This is a genomic window from Sanguibacter suaedae (assembly GCF_016342785.1).
GTDB lineage: Bacteria > Actinomycetota > Actinomycetes > Actinomycetales > Cellulomonadaceae > Sanguibacter > Sanguibacter suaedae.
This window is the reverse complement of the sequence record NZ_JAEINH010000004.1, coordinates 47,087-61,052: the sequence shown is the minus strand read 5'-3', so window position 1 is coordinate 61,052 and position 13,966 is coordinate 47,087. Positions and strand designations below refer to the sequence as shown.

The window sequence follows — 13,966 nt, the reverse complement described above, 5'->3', positions numbered from 1 at the left end:
TGGCCTGATGCGCGAGCCTTCCTGGCTCACCCTCCCTATCGGCGCGATGCGCGACGTATGAGAGTTTCCTGCGCCCGGCATAACCCGGGTGACAGCGTTTTCACCCGATGGTGTCGATGTACACCGGGGTGACGGGCGCCTGCTTGCGGAGGTCGTCGACGACCCTCATCTGCTGCCGTGTGCTGCGGGCGGCGTCCGCGAGGCGGGCGGCCATGTCGAGCTGACGCTCGAGGATCCGGGCGGCGCGGTCGCGCAGCGACCCGGGGAGCGGCCCGAGGTTGGTGGGCGCCTGCCACGCGAGCGCGGTCGACGCGGGTGCGCTGTCGATGAGGTGCCCGGCGGCGATGAGGGCCTCCGCCTCGGCGACGTCCATCTCGAACGCGTCGAGGGCGTGGGACCAGGCGTCGGTCCAGGGTTCTGCCACGGCCGTGCCCGGCACGTCAGCCGACACCGAGGAGGCCGGTGCCCGTCGTGGCAGGGGCGGCCTGCGGGGCGGGTGCGGCCGAGGCGAGCTCGGCGGCGGCCTCGTGCCACGCCATGCGCAGGGGGTCGACGGTGGCGCGGACCGACGCGGTGCGGTCGGCGTCGTGCGTGACGTTCGCCTGGATGAGCTCGTTGAGGATGTGCCCGTAGAGCGCCATGAGCGCGGTGGCGCCGTCCCACACGTCCTCGTCGAGCGTCACCATGAGCTCGCTGACGATGTCCTGCGCGTGCGTGAGCTGCGCGGCGGCCTCGGTGTGGTCCTCGGCCCGCTGGGCACGCTCGGCCCGGTCGAGGTCGAGCATCAGCCGGTCGTAGAGCATGGTGAGCAGCCGTGCGGGGCTCGCGCTGAGCACAGTGTCGTTGAGAAACTGCGAACGCTGCGCGTCAGAGTTCGTCGTCATACCAGACCTATCGGCAGGGCCCTCGGGGGTGTGAGGGAAGGGTCAGGAGTAGGAGGGCAGCGAGGAGAGCTGCGACGCGAGCCACGACGACTTGGACTGCATGCTGCTCATCGCGACCTCGAGCGCCGAGTAGGTGCGCTGCAGCGACGTCCGGCGGATCTCGAGCCGGCGGTCCCAGTCGGAGATCTGGTCGCCGAGGGTCTTCACGGTGCCCTCGCTGTTGGTGATCTTCTTGGTGAGGCTGCCGTCGACCTTGTCCGACGCCTGCGTCGCGACCTCAGCGACGTTCTTGGCGATCCCCGAGACGATCTTCTGCGTCTTCGCCGGGTCGGCCGCGAGCGCGGCGGTGAACTTGGCCTCGTCGAACGTGAACGTCCCGTCGCGACCGATCACGATGCCGACCTCGGAGGGCGACGACCCGTCGACGGGATACGAGGCGGCTGTCTGCAGACGCTGCTGGAGCGATCGGACCGCGCTGTCGCCGCTCAGGAGGCCACCGGTCACGACTGTGCGGCCGTCGGTGCCCGTGGTGGTGGTCGTGGCGGTGCGGGATGCGATGTCGGAGAAGACGACGCCGAGGGTGCCGACGATGCTCGACGCGAGCTTCTTCACGGCGGCGTCGTCACGGGCGACGGTGATGGTCGTGGGGTCCTCACCCTCCGCGGTGACCTTGGTGACGGTCACGTCGACGCCGGTCATGAGACCGCTGAAGGTGTTGGAGGCCTGGGCGAAGGACTTCTCGAGGTTCGGGACACCCTTCCACAGGGTGATCTTCGCGTCCTGTGATGCGCGGACCTGGGTCGCGTCGAGGCGGCCCCCCGCGGGGAGGTCGGCCGCCGTCGCGTACGACCCTGCGTAGACCTCGAAGGATCCTGTGGTGCCGGTCTCCGTCCCGGTGAGCTGCAGACGGTAGGTCGGCTCGGCACCGCCGGAGACGCGGACGACGCTGGCCTTGACGCCCGCGGTGGGTGAGTCGTTGATCGCCTTGGCGATGTCGCTGAGGGACCCTGTGGTCGGCTTGACGGAGACGAGCGTGCCGTCGTGCTTCTTGATCGTCAGGGCAGGGGGGACCGAGGTGACGAGTGAGCCATCGTCCTTGACCTCACCGGTCACGGTGATCTGGGTGCTGGCGACCTGGTCGACGGTGAAGCTCACGCTGCCGGGCTGTGCCGTCGCGGAGGCCTTGGCCGTCGTCGCGACGGAGGAGGAGGCTGCGGTGTATGCGTCCCACGAGGCGGGCTTGGTGGCCTTGGTGGCGGCCTCGGCGAGGGAGGCGACCTTGGTGTTGAGGGACTGCAGCGCGGCGACGATCGAGGTCGTCTTCGTCTGGGACGCCTTGAGCAGGGTCTGGGGCATGGCCTCGACCTGCATGAGCTGGGAGATGAGTGCTGTGGTGTCGAGCCCGCTCGCGAGCCCGTCGATCCCCATACCTGCCATGAGCTGTTCTCCGCTTCGGTGTGCGCTGCGCCTGCATACGCCGCTGACCGGCGGTGGGGGTGCTCCCCACCGCCGGTCCGCGGGTCGTGCCGTGTCGTGCTGGTGATGCTGGTGGTGCTACGAGCCGGTCAGGGACCGGATCACCGCAGGAGCGAGAGGACGCCCTGGGGGATCTGGTTGGCCTGAGCGAGCATCGACGTGCCGGCCTGCGAGAGGATCTGCGCACGGGTGAAGCTGACCATCTCGGACGCCATGTCGGTGTCGCGGATGCGGCTCTCGGAGGCCGAGAGGTTCTCCACGGAGACGTTGATGTTCTTGATGGTGTGCTCGAAGCGGTTCTGCATGGCACCGAGCTCGGCGCGAGCCGAGGAGACCGACTTGATCTGGTCGTCGATCAGGTCGATCGAGGCCTGCGAGGACGCGTGGTCCGTGAAGCTCAGACCACCGAGGACGTCCGCAGCGGTCGCGGCGTCGATACCGGCAGCGCCGGTCTCGGCGGTGACCGTGACGGCGTCGCCCGTCTTCGCCTTGACGACGAGCTCGTTGTCCTTGTTCACCGAGGCGGTGAAGTTCTGGGCGAACGCGGCGTCCTTGTTGAGGGCACCGGCGACGTCGTTGACCGACTTGTGGCTGTCCGCAGCACCGAGGTCCACCGTCACGCTCGCGCCGGCGGCGGAGGCGAAGGTGTACTCGCCCTCCACGGCGGTCGGGGTGGCGACCTCGACGGACGTGCCGACGACAGCGCCGCTGCCCGAGGTGAGCGCCTCGGCGACCTTGACGACGTTGGCCTTGTTCAGGTCGACCTCGATACGGCTGTCCGTGCCAGAGCCCGCGCCGACCTGGAAGCTGAGCTTCCCGGTGTTGCTGCCGGCCGAGCCGTCGAGCAGCTTGGTGCCGTTGAAGTTGGTGGAGCTACCGATGCGGTCGAGCTCCTTGACGAGCTCGTCGGCCTCGGTCTGGATGTTGGCACGCGCCTCCGTGTTGTTGGAGTCGTTGGCGCCCTGGACACCCAGGTCACGCAGACGCTGGAGGATGGCGTGCGTCTCGGTGAGCGCACCCTCAGCGGTCTGGACGACGGAGATGCCGTCCTGAGCGTTACGAGCGGCGACCTTGAGGCCACCGACCTGCGAGCGCAGGCCCTCGGAGATCGCCAGACCGGCTGCGTCGTCCGCGGCGCGGTTGATCCGGAAGCCGGAGGAGAGCTTCTCCAGCGACTTGCCGAGGTCGTTCTGCGTGTTGGAGAGGTTGCGGTAGGAGTTGACTGCCGCGATGTTCTGGTTGATCGAGAGACCCATGATGATCTTCTTCCGTGAGTGGGGCCGAGGTGCGGTGCCCGTCCGTGGGCTGCCACTGTGCCTATCGGGTACCCCCGGGTGTGCATGAGGTTTTTCCAGAACTTTCTTCGACGAGTTCTGCAGGGGCTCGTCCCGGGGGCACCCGGGACGCGGTCAGGGCCGCTCCCCCGGGGTGGGGAGCGGCCCTGACAGCAGCAGCGTGATGGAGTTGTGACCGTTAACCCACGGCGACGAGGCCGGGCGACTGCCCTGCCTCCGGGTGCACCACAGGGACGGAGGCGGCGCCGGCGAGCGAGGCCCCGGCGATGGCGACGCTGTGCACGTTGCGTGCGGCGCGCTCCGCGATCGACGTGAAGTACTTCTCGCGGCGACGCTGGGCGACGCCCTCGGGTGCGGCGGCCGCGGGGACCTGTGCCGGGTCGAGGTGGGTGTTGAGGCCGTCGCGCAGGAGGATCATCGCCTCGGCGCGCAGCTGGCTGACGCGGGACTGGGTGACACCCATGTCCTTGGCGATGTCCGTGACGGAGCGGTCCTCGAAGAAGACCTGCTCGACGACGGTGCGGAGACGCTCGGGGAGCGTCTCGACGGCTGCGTGGAGGTAACGGAGGCGCTCGTCGACGAGGAGGGACTCCTCGGGGCCGATCTCCCGGGCGGGGAGCACGTCGGCGAGGGCACCGTCGTAGCCCTCGAGGCTCAGGACGCGGGTGGCGGCGTGGCCGCGGGCGGCCTCGACCTGGGAGGCGTCGACACCGAGGGCGGCGGCGACCTCCTCACGGGTGGGCGTGCGGCCCAGCTCAGAGGTGAGGTCGTCGGCGACGGTGGTCACCTGGCGGGCACGCTGGCGGGCGCCGCGGGAGACCCAGTCCATCGAGCGGAGCTCGTCGACCATCGCGCCCTTGATGCGGATCGCGGCGTACCGGTTGAACGGCACCCCGGTGGTGGCGTCGTAGGCACGAGCAGCCTGGACGAGAGCGAGGGCACCCGCCGAGGCGAGGTCGTCGCGAGACACGTGGGAAGGCACGCGCATGAGCATCTCGCTGACGTGGTACCCGATCAGCGGGAGGTTGTCTGTGACCAGCTGTGCCTGGTCCGTATCCATCGGCTGCATGGCTTAAGAATCAGGGCACATACCCCCGGAACTCAAGGCTTCAAGCATCCTTTCACCCGGCCCGATGCACGACCGGCACTTCCGGGCAATGGGGAGAAGTCCCCATGCGCCTACCCGAAGACTGACCGAGGGTATGAGATCGGTATCAGAGATAGGTGTTCCCACCTGCAACGACGCGAATCGGACGCCCGTGCCGGGTGATGGGGACCCCCCTATGCTGAGGTCGGGCACCCCGCTCGAGGATGACCGGGTCAAAAACTCTCATGGAGACCCCCCGACGTCCGATGTGACCGGAGAACGTCCCTGCAGAACACCCTCCGGGGAGCACGGACCTTCGTCCAGAGTCCGACCAGACAGGAGTTGTGACCTAGATGAGCCTGCAAGCGCTGACCAGCGTCCTGTGGCGCGAGCGGCAGCTCCTCGAGCTACTCCTCTTCAAGCTCGAGGAGGAGCAGCTGCTCCTCACCGCCGGCAAGACCCGGTGGCTCGGCCACGCGACGCGTGAGGTGGAGAACGTCCTCGAGCAGATCCGGGAGATCGAGCTCGGCCGGTCGGTCGAGTCCGACACCGTCGCCACCCAGCTGGGCCTCGAGCCCGGCCCCAGCCTCCAACAGCTCGCCGAGCGTGCCCCCGAGCCGTGGGACGAGCTCCTGCGCGCCCACCGGCAGGCCTTCCTCGAGCTCACCGCGCAGATCGACTCCCTCGCCGCAGGCAACCGGGAGCTGCTCTCCACGTCGCACCGCGCCACGCAGGAAGCGCTCGCGAACCTCCAGCACGACGCCCACACGTACGACGCGAGCGGCTCCACCGGTACCAACCGGCACGAGGTCACCGCACGCCTCCTCGACCAGAACTTCTGAGGCCGAACCCCTGATGAGCACATTCTCCGGACTGTCCACAGCCCTCTCCTCGCTCACCGCCCAGCGTCAGGCCCTCGAGGTCTCCGGGCAGAACATCGCCAACGCCAACACGGTCGGCTACACCCGCCAGCGGGCTGAGCTCCAGTCCGTGGGCTCGGGCCAGAGCGCCACGATGTTCTCCTCCGGCAGCGGCATCGGCAACGGCGTCCAGACCGCGAGCATCTCGCGGCTCGGCGACCTCTTCCTCGACGCCCGCGTCCGCACCACCACGTCGTCGGCCGCCTTCCTCTCCGCACGGACCGACGCCTACAAGCGGCTCGAGTCCACCATCGCGGAGCCCGGCACCAACGGCATCGCCCAGCAGCTCTCCGACTTCTGGGCCACCTGGCAGGACGTCAGCAACAGCCCCGACAGCGCGGCCACCGGCCAGGTCCTCATCGAGGCCGGCAAGTCGGCGCAGCGCTCCATCGCCACCGGCTACGCCGCCGTCACCACCCAGTGGGAGCAGACGCGCGGCAAGGCGGAGGCCCTCGTCGCCGACATCAACACCGCCGCACGGTCGGTCGCCGAGCTCAACGAGAAGATCCGGAGCATCACGGTCTCCGGCGGGAACGCCAACGAGCTCATCGACCAGCGGACCGTGCTCACCACCTCGCTCTCCGCCCTCGCGGGCGCGACCGTCAGGGAGAGCTCCGACGGCACCGCGGACGTGAACATCGGGGGCAACCCCCTGGTCTCCGGGACCACCTCGCAGAAGATCCGCCTCACCGGCGCCACAGGGATGGTCGAGTCCCAGACGGATCCTCTCCGCGTCCAGTGGGACCGCACGCCCGCGTCCGACGCCGCGCTCAGCGGCGGCGAGCTCGCAGGGGTCCTCACCGTCCTGGCCCCGACCAACGCCCAGGGCACCGGTGGACTCCTCGCCGAGGCCGCCGCGTCCTACAACACCCTCGCGACCCGCCTCGCGGACTCCGTGAACGCCCTGCACACCGGCCAGGAGTTCTTCTCCGTCGGTGGGGACCCGGCCGCGCTCCGCATGGCCGTCGCCGTCACCGACCCCGCGCAGCTCGTCACCGGGATCGGCGGGACCGACAACTCCATCGCCGACGCGATCTCCCAGATCGGCATCGCGAAGGACGGGCCGGACAAGCTGTGGTCGTCCTTCGTCGTGGGCGTGGGCGTCCAGGCCAAGGCCACCGCGCAGAGCGCCACCGTCGCCGAGACCGCCCGCGCCACCGCGGAGGGCCTGCAGCTCTCCCAGACGAGCGTCGACCTCGACGAGGAGAGCGTGAACATGCTCGCCTTCCAGCGCGCCTACCAGGGCGCAGCCCGTGTCATGACCGCCATCGACGAGATGCTCGACCAGCTGATCAACCGGACAGGAGTCGTCGGACGATGATCACCCGAGTCACCCACCAGTCCGCGCAGCGCACGTCGCTCGCGAACCTCCAGGCCAACCTCACGAAGATGTCCACCCTCCAGGCGCAGGCCTCGAGCGGCAAGGTCATCAACAAGGCCTCCGACGACCCGGCCAAGGCCGCGGAGGCCATGGCGCTGCGCAAGGAGCAGCGCGCCGCCGACCAGTACGCGCGCAACACCCAGGACGGACTCAGCTGGCTCACCACGGTGGACACCGCCATCACCAGCTCCGTGAACTTCATGCAGCGCGCCCGCGACCTCGTCGTCCAGGGAGCCAACACCGGGTCGCTCAACCGGGAGGCACGCGAAGCGGTCGCCGTCGAGCTCGAGGGCATCCGCGACGCCCTCCTCGGCCAGGCGAACACCACGTACATCGGCCGCTCCGTCTTCGCCGGGTCCTCCAACGGGCCCGCCTTCGCTGCCGACGGCACCGCCACCCCGACCTTCGGTCCCGTCGAGCGCCGCATCGGCGCCGCCACCACCGTGCGCGTCGACGCCGACGGCACCGCCGTCTACGGCAGCGGCGCCACCTCCGTGTTCGCCCTCCTCGACGACGTCGCGGCCCGCCTGCGCGACCCCGCCGACAACGTCTCCGACGCCCTCAGCCAGATCGACGACAGGATCCGCTCCATGCTCAGCGTCGCCTCGAGCGTCGGTGCCCGCACCAACCAGCTCACCAGCGCCCAGGCGACCCTGTCCAGCCAGAGCCTGTCGCTCAAGAGCGACCTGTCGGGCGTCGAGGACATCGACCTCGCCCAGACCATCATCGAGCTCCAGATGCAGGAGGTCGCCTACCAGGCGGCCCTCGGTGCCACCGCCCGCGTCCTGCAGCCCAGCCTCATGGACTACCTCCAGTGATCACCGACGTCCACTTCCTCGAAGGGCTCCCCGGGCTCACCTCCGCCCAGGACTTCGCCCTCACGCAGATCGACGACCAGGGGCTGCTGTTCAGCCTCCGTGGTGGCACCGACGGCTCCACCCGCCTGTTCGTCATCCAGCCCGGCCCGTACTTCGCGGAGTACGAGCCCACCATCGCGCGCGACGCGCTCGACGCCCTCGGCCTCGGCGAGGCCGACGAGCAGAAGCGTGCCGTCCTCGTCATCGTCACCCCCGGCTCCGACACGTCGACCACCACCGCGAACCTCCTCGCACCCGTGGTGCTCAACACCGAGACCGGAGCCGCGCTCCAGGTCATCCTCGAGGGCACACCGTGGCCCGTCCGAGCCCCGCTCGTCGCCGCCTGACCCGCACGCTCCACGCGCCCCGGCGCGGAACCCGAAGAGGAACACCATGGACCACACGAGCTCGCTGACGCCGAACCAGACGGACGCGCCCGCCGTGCCCCACGAGGGGGACGAGGCGCCCTCCGTCGACGCCTCCCCCGCAGCCGCGACGGCTCCCGCCGTCGTGCGCCCAGCACCGAAGGCGCCGTCCTTCGGGAGGCTCGCGATCGTCGACCGCCAGCGCGCCGTCCTCGCGTACGCGCTCACCCTCACGTCGTCCCTCGGGACCGACCCCGAGGAGATCACCGCCGCCCTCCACGAGGCGTACCGCACCCTCGACCTCGAGAAGTACATCGCGGACCGCCCTGCGTTCATCTGGGGCACCCCGGAGATGCTCGACGGGACCCAGTCCCTGCCGCACAGCTCGGGCGGGATCGGCCTCCTCCTGCACCCCGACGTGACGCGCCGCCCCGACGGTGCCGAGCACGTCGTCGGCCTCGCCGGCCGCAAGATCCGCTCGATCCTCGTGAAGTACACCGACCAGCCCGGCCAGCGGGCCCTCCTGCCGTTCGTCAGCCACGTGATGATCGACATCTCCGACAACGAGCTCGACCTGTCGGGCCTCGTCGAGACGGCCCACAACGCCGGGGTCACCGTCGTCGCGGAGAACGTCCGCGGCAAGGCCGGTCCGGCCAAGGCCTGGGCGCTCGGCTTCGACTACATCATGGGCTCCATCTACCAGCACACGGAGGCCGCCGTGCCCCGCGCGCTGGCCCCGGGCGAGATCCAGTGCCTCGAGGTCGTGCGCCTGCTGTCGGCCGACGAGGTCGACACCGGGCGCATCGCCGAGGTCCTCGGCAGCGACCCCGAGATGGCCGTGCGCGTCCTGCACCTCGTGAACTCCGTGGCGATCGGCCTCCCGCAGCGCGTCGACTCCTTGCACAGGGCGATCGTCATGCTCGGTCCGACCCGTCTGACCACCCTGGTCATGGCGTCGCTCATCAGCTCCCGCGTGCAGCACATGGACGCACTGTGGTTCCTCCTCGCTCGTGCGGCCGCGTGCCGCGAGCTCATGGGCGACGACACCGCGTACACGGTCGGTCTGCTCTCCGCGTTCGCGGAGGAGACGGGCATCCCCATCGACATGCTCGTCCAGAAGACCCTCGTCTCCGACGAGGTCGCCTCCGCACTGTCGGACTTCGAGGGCGACCTCGGGGCCACGCTGCGCGCCGTCGTCGCGCACGAGCAGGGTGACACCGACGCGATCGTCGACACGGCCTGGACGCCGGAGCAGGTCGCGCAGGCGTACCTCACGGCCCTGCCGTGGGCCCTCGAGACGGTCCGTCAGCTGAACTTCGGCTGACCGCCCCCGGCGTCGCCCGGGCCCTGCGGGGTCCCGGGCCGCGCCGCCGGTGCGGCGTCCCACGCCTCGCCGGCTGCGACGTCGCGCGCCCGTGCCGGGTCGCCGAGGAGGACCTCGACGACGTACCGGTCCGCCCAGCGGCCCGCCGCCTGCGCGAGGGCCGCGGCGACGCACCGCAGCGGTGCACCGTGCGCGCCGGGCGAGGCGTCGCGCACGTGCGCACCACCGTCGGCCGTGACCCACCAGTCGACCTCGGTCCCGTCGACGGCGAGCGCGTCGTGCTCCGTCCAGCGCCCGGGGAGCCCGGGGACGGCGGTCCGCACCGCCTCGGGGACCTGTCGCTCCGTCGTGACGTCGCCACCCTGGAGGGTCACCGAGACGTCCTCGGTGCTCGGGACGTCGAGGGCCTCGGCCACGACGTCCGCCGCCGAGGCGTCCGGGACGGGCACCACGGTCCGGACCTGCGACCACATGGGCTGCCAGGCGACGACGGCCTCGTCGCGGTCCGCGACCCGTGCACCACCCGCCCGCAACGCCGGCACCCTCCCCGCATCGATCTTGACGCCTGCCGCGGCGGCGCTCCGCAGCGCCTCCCACACGGCCAGTGCCAGGTCGAGGGGCAGCGCCGTCCCCGCGTCGGGCAGTCCGTCGAGCACCACATCCCACACGTCAGGGTCCGCGGCCACCAGGAGGTCGCGGAGACCGGTCTCGTCGCGGACCGCGCCGAGCGCCACGAGGACCGCGGTGTCCTCCACACCTCGGAGCTCCGGCGGGACCGCCGGCAGCGCGGTCCACCCGGGCCGGTCGGAGAAGGGCGCCCCGAGGACGTCGCGCAGGAACCACGCGGTGTACGACACGGCCTCGTGACCGGCGCGCCCCACGGGGCGCACCGGTCCCAGGAGCGCCCCGCGCAGCGTGGGGTCCGCCACGATCCGCTCCACGACCGCGCCCCACGCGTCGTCGTGGACGACGTCGAGGTCGGCCACGAGCGCGACCTCCCCGACGTCCTCGCCACGGCCGAGCGCCGCGCACAGGGACGCGTCGTAGTCGGCCCACCCCGCGACGTCGAGGTCCGGTCCGCCGGTGACGTGCTCGTGGCGCACGACGACGAGGTCGCTCCTGGCACCGAGTGCCCCGAGCAGGCGCTCGCCAGGAGCCCACCACCCGTCGGGCACGACGACGACGGGTAGGTCGAGGTGCTGCGCGGCCCACGACCCCGCGAGCGCGGTCTCCCCCACCGGGGACCAGCGGTCGTCGTCGCAGGGGACGGGGATGTCGGCGAACCAGGCGGGGCGCCCCGCGCCGGGCGCGGGGTCGCGGAGGGGGTCTCCGCGCAGGGCACGTCCGACGACGCGCAGCAGCGCCTCGATCTCCTCGGGCCAGGCGTCGTCGTCCGACGGGCGGGCGTCGAGGAGGTCGTCCGCGTCCCGGACGACGGTCTCGAGCGCGGGCAGGTCGAGGACGGCAGGTCCGTCGGCGCGGACCGCCCCGAGCGCCTCCAGGAGGGGGTGGGCCGCGTCGGGGTGGACCACCCTGGCGCCCAGCAGGGCGAGGTCCTCGGCGCCCGCAAGGGCGTCGCCGGGCAGGACGAGGCCGCGCGGGCCGCGCGCGGTAGTCCCGTCGGCGAGGGGGACGAGGACGCCGCCGAGCGCCTCGCGGAGCTCGCGCGAGGAGTCGACGTCGGGGGCGAGCGCCGCGTAGACACCGCGCCACGAGGCGGGCGCGAGGCCGTCGGGCAGCGCGTCGACGACGTCGGGCAGCGTCCAGGTCCGGATGCCGAGGACGCGCGCCGCGGCCGTGTGCCGCCGGTCGAGTGCGACCACCCCGAGGCCCGTGGGTGCGAGCGCGGCCACGAGGCCCGGGGACGCCCCGGGCACGGCGACGACGTCCGCGGGCCGTCGACCGCCCACCAGTGGCGCCCCGGCCAGCGCGTCGAGGACCCCCTCGTGGAGCGCGGCGTCGAGGCGCCCCGACGGCAGACCGGTGGGCACGAGGTGCAGCGGGTCCGGGACGTGGGGCACGAGGTCCGCGTACGCCGAGGCGGCGTGGCGGGTGACGTACCGGGCGAGGGCGTCGTCCGCGACGTGCCTGCGGGAGGGGTCCAGCGGGAACGTCGCGACGAGGAGGGCCGGGAGCGTCAGGGGCTCGTCCGTCGGGGTCGGGGCGTGCACGACGCCCGGGACGGCGCCGCCCATCGAGGGACGGGGCACGGCCCACGTGACCGACCACCGCGTGGCGGTGCGTTCCTCGACCGGGCGGTCCTCGAGGAGCTCTGCCGGGACGTCGCCGGTGCGGGTCACCGACACCCAGCGGGCCGGGACGTCGCGCACCGACCGGACGTCCCCCTCGTCGTCGAGGCGGACCTCCGCGAGGGCCGGGAGTGCCAGGAGGAGGGCGTCGTCCACCGCGCGGAGCTGGTCGCGGACCGATGCGACCGCGGCGTCGTCGCGCAGGACCAGCTCGATGGTCGTCGCGAAACCGTGGGGCACGGGGGCCGGCGGACCGCCGTGCGGGAGTCGGAGCACGGGGAGCGAGTCGCCACGGGCGGCGACCTCGGCGGCAAGGGTCACTTCTGCGTCCCCGGTGCCCTCGGTGCCGAGGAGACCGGCGAGCGCGTCGCGCGTGCCGGCGAGGGAGAACCGCACGGCTCCTTCCGCCGTGGCGAGCGTGACGTCGTCCGACACCGCGCGGACGGCGGAGAACCCCACACCGAAGCGCCCCACCGTGGCTGGTGCCCGGTGGTCGGGGGCGGCCCGCTTGGCGGAGGCGCGCATGGAGGCCAGGGACGCGACCCCGGCGGCGTCGAGCGGCTGCCCGGTGTTCGACGCGACGAGGGTGTGGTGCCCGTCGTCGCGTCGGCGGAAGGTCAGGTGGAGGTGTCCGGGGGCGCCGGAGCGGGCCGCCGCGTCGGCGGCGTTCTGGGCGAGCTCGACGACCACGCGGTCGCGGTAGTAACCGCGGGCGTGGTCCTCCTCCGTGTTGGCGTCCTCGCGGAACCGTGCGGGCGACGCCCGCCACGCGTCGAGGACCGCGGCACGCAGCTCGCGGGTCCCGAACGGGTCGGTCACTGCTCGGGCGCCGGCTCCGTGGTGGTCTCGTCAGCCGGGACCGGGGTGTCCTCGGCAGCCGGGGTCCTCGTCTCGACGAGCTCGAGGTGCATCTCGTCGATCACGGGATCGGGCGCCGGCCAGTCCGTGGGGTGCGGTGCGACGTCGGTCTCGGAGTGCGCGCCGCACCCGTGGTCGAGGGCGACGACGCGGCCGTCGTCGGCGGACCACTCGTTGGTGCACACGCCGAACACCTGGCCGAGCGCGCCCTGCAGCGGGACGAGGAACCCGCAGGACCCGCACCCCTCCGCGGACTGGACGGCCGACGGGGACGTCGGCCCCTGGAGGCCCTCGTACCAGCGGGCCGCGGTCTCGGCCCTGCCGTCGAAGGACAGGACGCGTGCCCGGGCGAGCGCGAGCTCCTCGATGGCGACGCGGTCCTGCTCGTCGTCACCCGTGGGCTCGTAGCCCGGCTCCAGACGCGGGTCGTCGGCCTGGAAGGGCAGGACGTCGCCGGGACCGATGTCCCCGGGGCGCAGCCGCTCCGACCAGGGCAGCCACTCGGGCGCGAGGATGGCCCCGTCGCCCGGCAGGAGCTCGACCTCGCACACGGTCGCGACCTTGCCGCGGGGGACGCGCGCCAGCGTGACCGTCCAGTGCCACCCGCGGTAGCCGCGCATGGTGCACGCGAACCTGTGGGACACCAGGCGGTCGCTGTCGGTCGACGCACCGAGGTGCTCGCCGACGTCCGACGGGTGCTCGGCGTCCTGGCGCGCCGCCTCGAGGGCGACGTCCACGGCGGCGAGGAGCACGGCGTCGGGCTTGGGGCGCGACGTCCGCGTGCGGCGGGTGGCGGTAGTGGTGCTCATGGTGGCAGCTGTCATGCTCAGACCTCGATGTCGTCGGCGACGGCACGCAGCACGGTGGCGACCTTGGCGGCAGCGCTCTTCTCGGGGTAGCGGCCGCGCCGCAACGAGTTGCCGACACCGTCGAGGAGCTTGATGACGTCCTCGATGATGACGGCCATGTCGTCGGCGGGCTTGCGCTGGGCCTTGGCGACCGAGGGGACCGGGTCGAGGAGCTTGACGGACAGGGCCTGGGGCCCCTTGCGACCGTCCGCGACCCCGAAGTCGACCCTGGTGCCGGGCTTGGGCGCGGTGACGCCATCGGGGAGCGCGGAGGCGTGCAGGAAGACCTGCTCGCCGTCCTCGCTGGCGATGAAGCCGAAACCGCGTTCGGCGTCGAAGAACTTGACCTTGCCGGTGGGCACGTGGACCTCGTGGTGCTCGTCGGGATGTAGGGGTCCAACGATACCGGTACGGGTGCTGCT

At 71.9% G+C, this 13,966-nt stretch carries 13 protein-coding genes; 5 read left to right on the top strand and 8 right to left on the bottom strand.

From position 1 onward, the window contains the following. Positions 1-100: 100 nt before the first annotated feature. The 5 genes from JAV76_RS06020 to JAV76_RS06000 all read right to left on the bottom strand — a co-directional run bounded on the left by JAV76_RS06020 (position 101) and on the right by JAV76_RS06000 (position 4,724). The gene (locus JAV76_RS06020; RefSeq protein ID WP_198733133.1) at positions 101-424 is read right to left on the bottom strand and encodes a hypothetical protein; all 324 of its coding nucleotides are present in this window, start codon (positions 422-424) and stop codon (positions 101-103) included. 16 nt (positions 425-440) lie between these two features. Further along, complete coding sequence (gene fliS / locus JAV76_RS06015) at positions 441-884, bottom strand: flagellar export chaperone FliS (RefSeq protein ID WP_198733132.1); 444 nt, start codon at positions 882-884, stop codon at positions 441-443. 42 nt (positions 885-926) lie between these two features. Beyond that, positions 927-2,321: a flagellar filament capping protein FliD gene (gene fliD / locus JAV76_RS06010; protein WP_198733131.1), complete on the bottom strand. Its 1,395-nt coding sequence runs from the start codon at positions 2,319-2,321 to the stop codon at positions 927-929. Between the two features lie 140 nt (positions 2,322-2,461). Next, a complete protein-coding gene (locus JAV76_RS06005) occupies positions 2,462-3,616 on the bottom strand; it encodes a flagellin N-terminal helical domain-containing protein (RefSeq protein ID WP_198733130.1) in 1,155 nt (384 codons plus the stop codon). A 217-nt stretch (positions 3,617-3,833) separates the two neighbouring features. Next, positions 3,834-4,724 carry a sigma-70 family RNA polymerase sigma factor gene (locus JAV76_RS06000; protein WP_230401938.1) on the bottom strand — a complete coding sequence of 297 codons (891 nt, stop codon included), beginning with the start codon at positions 4,722-4,724 and terminating at the stop codon, positions 3,834-3,836. Between the two features lie 371 nt (positions 4,725-5,095). Here JAV76_RS06000 and flgN point away from each other — a divergent pair, with 371 nt between their 5' ends. From flgN to JAV76_RS05975, 5 genes are read left to right on the top strand one after another with little or no spacing between them, the layout of a single operon-like run. Then, complete coding sequence (flgN, locus tag JAV76_RS05995) at positions 5,096-5,584, top strand: flagellar export chaperone FlgN (RefSeq protein WP_198733129.1); 489 nt, start codon at positions 5,096-5,098, stop codon at positions 5,582-5,584. 13 nt (positions 5,585-5,597) lie between these two features. Next, positions 5,598-6,983 (top strand): flagellar hook-associated protein FlgK, encoded by a 1,386-nt coding sequence (gene flgK, locus JAV76_RS05990; RefSeq protein WP_198733128.1) that lies wholly within the window; start codon positions 5,598-5,600, stop codon positions 6,981-6,983. After that, positions 6,980-7,861 carry a flagellar hook-associated protein FlgL gene (gene flgL / locus JAV76_RS05985; RefSeq protein ID WP_198733127.1) on the top strand — a complete coding sequence of 294 codons (882 nt, stop codon included), beginning with the start codon at positions 6,980-6,982 and terminating at the stop codon, positions 7,859-7,861. Before flgK ends, flgL begins: the two co-directional genes overlap by 4 nt. Next, on the top strand, positions 7,858-8,247 hold the full coding sequence (locus tag JAV76_RS05980; protein ID WP_198733126.1) for a flagellar assembly protein FliW: 390 nt from the start codon (positions 7,858-7,860) through the stop codon (positions 8,245-8,247). Before flgL ends, JAV76_RS05980 begins: the two co-directional genes overlap by 4 nt. A 46-nt stretch (positions 8,248-8,293) precedes the next feature. Further along, complete coding sequence (locus JAV76_RS05975) at positions 8,294-9,589, top strand: EAL and HDOD domain-containing protein (RefSeq protein ID WP_198733125.1); 1,296 nt, start codon at positions 8,294-8,296, stop codon at positions 9,587-9,589. Here the strand turns inward: JAV76_RS05975 and JAV76_RS05970 are convergent. From JAV76_RS05970 to JAV76_RS05960, 3 genes are read right to left on the bottom strand one after another with little or no spacing between them, the layout of a single operon-like run. Continuing rightward, positions 9,571-12,657 carry a sacsin N-terminal ATP-binding-like domain-containing protein gene (locus JAV76_RS05970; protein ID WP_198733124.1) on the bottom strand — a complete coding sequence of 1,029 codons (3,087 nt, stop codon included), beginning with the start codon at positions 12,655-12,657 and terminating at the stop codon, positions 9,571-9,573. The two genes, JAV76_RS05975 and JAV76_RS05970, sit on opposite strands and share 19 nt — an antisense overlap. Further along, on the bottom strand, positions 12,654-13,520 hold the full coding sequence (locus JAV76_RS05965; RefSeq protein WP_198733123.1) for a DUF3027 domain-containing protein: 867 nt from the start codon (positions 13,518-13,520) through the stop codon (positions 12,654-12,656). The genes JAV76_RS05970 and JAV76_RS05965 overlap by 4 nt, the downstream gene beginning before the upstream one ends. A 2-nt stretch (positions 13,521-13,522) precedes the next feature. Beyond that, positions 13,523-13,906 (bottom strand): cold-shock protein, encoded by a 384-nt coding sequence (locus JAV76_RS05960; RefSeq protein ID WP_198733122.1) that lies wholly within the window; start codon positions 13,904-13,906, stop codon positions 13,523-13,525. Positions 13,907-13,966 lie beyond the last annotated feature (60 nt).

Coding starts and splice junctions, on each gene's coding strand:
- fliS (WP_198733132.1), bottom strand. CDS start 884: ATGACGACGAACTCTGACGCGCAGCGTTCGCAGTTTCTCAACGACACT.
- JAV76_RS06000 (WP_230401938.1), bottom strand. CDS start 4,724: ATGCAGCCGATGGATACGGACCAGGCACAGCTGGTCACAGACAACCTC.
- JAV76_RS05965 (WP_198733123.1), bottom strand. CDS start 13,520: ATGACAGCTGCCACCATGAGCACCACTACCGCCACCCGCCGCACGCGG.
- JAV76_RS05975 (WP_198733125.1), top strand. CDS start 8,294: ATGGACCACACGAGCTCGCTGACGCCGAACCAGACGGACGCGCCCGCC.
- flgN (WP_198733129.1), top strand. CDS start 5,096: ATGAGCCTGCAAGCGCTGACCAGCGTCCTGTGGCGCGAGCGGCAGCTC.
- JAV76_RS06005 (WP_198733130.1), bottom strand. CDS start 3,616: ATGGGTCTCTCGATCAACCAGAACATCGCGGCAGTCAACTCCTACCGC.
- fliD (WP_198733131.1), bottom strand. CDS start 2,321: ATGGCAGGTATGGGGATCGACGGGCTCGCGAGCGGGCTCGACACCACA.
- flgL (WP_198733127.1), top strand. CDS start 6,980: ATGATCACCCGAGTCACCCACCAGTCCGCGCAGCGCACGTCGCTCGCG.
- flgK (WP_198733128.1), top strand. CDS start 5,598: ATGAGCACATTCTCCGGACTGTCCACAGCCCTCTCCTCGCTCACCGCC.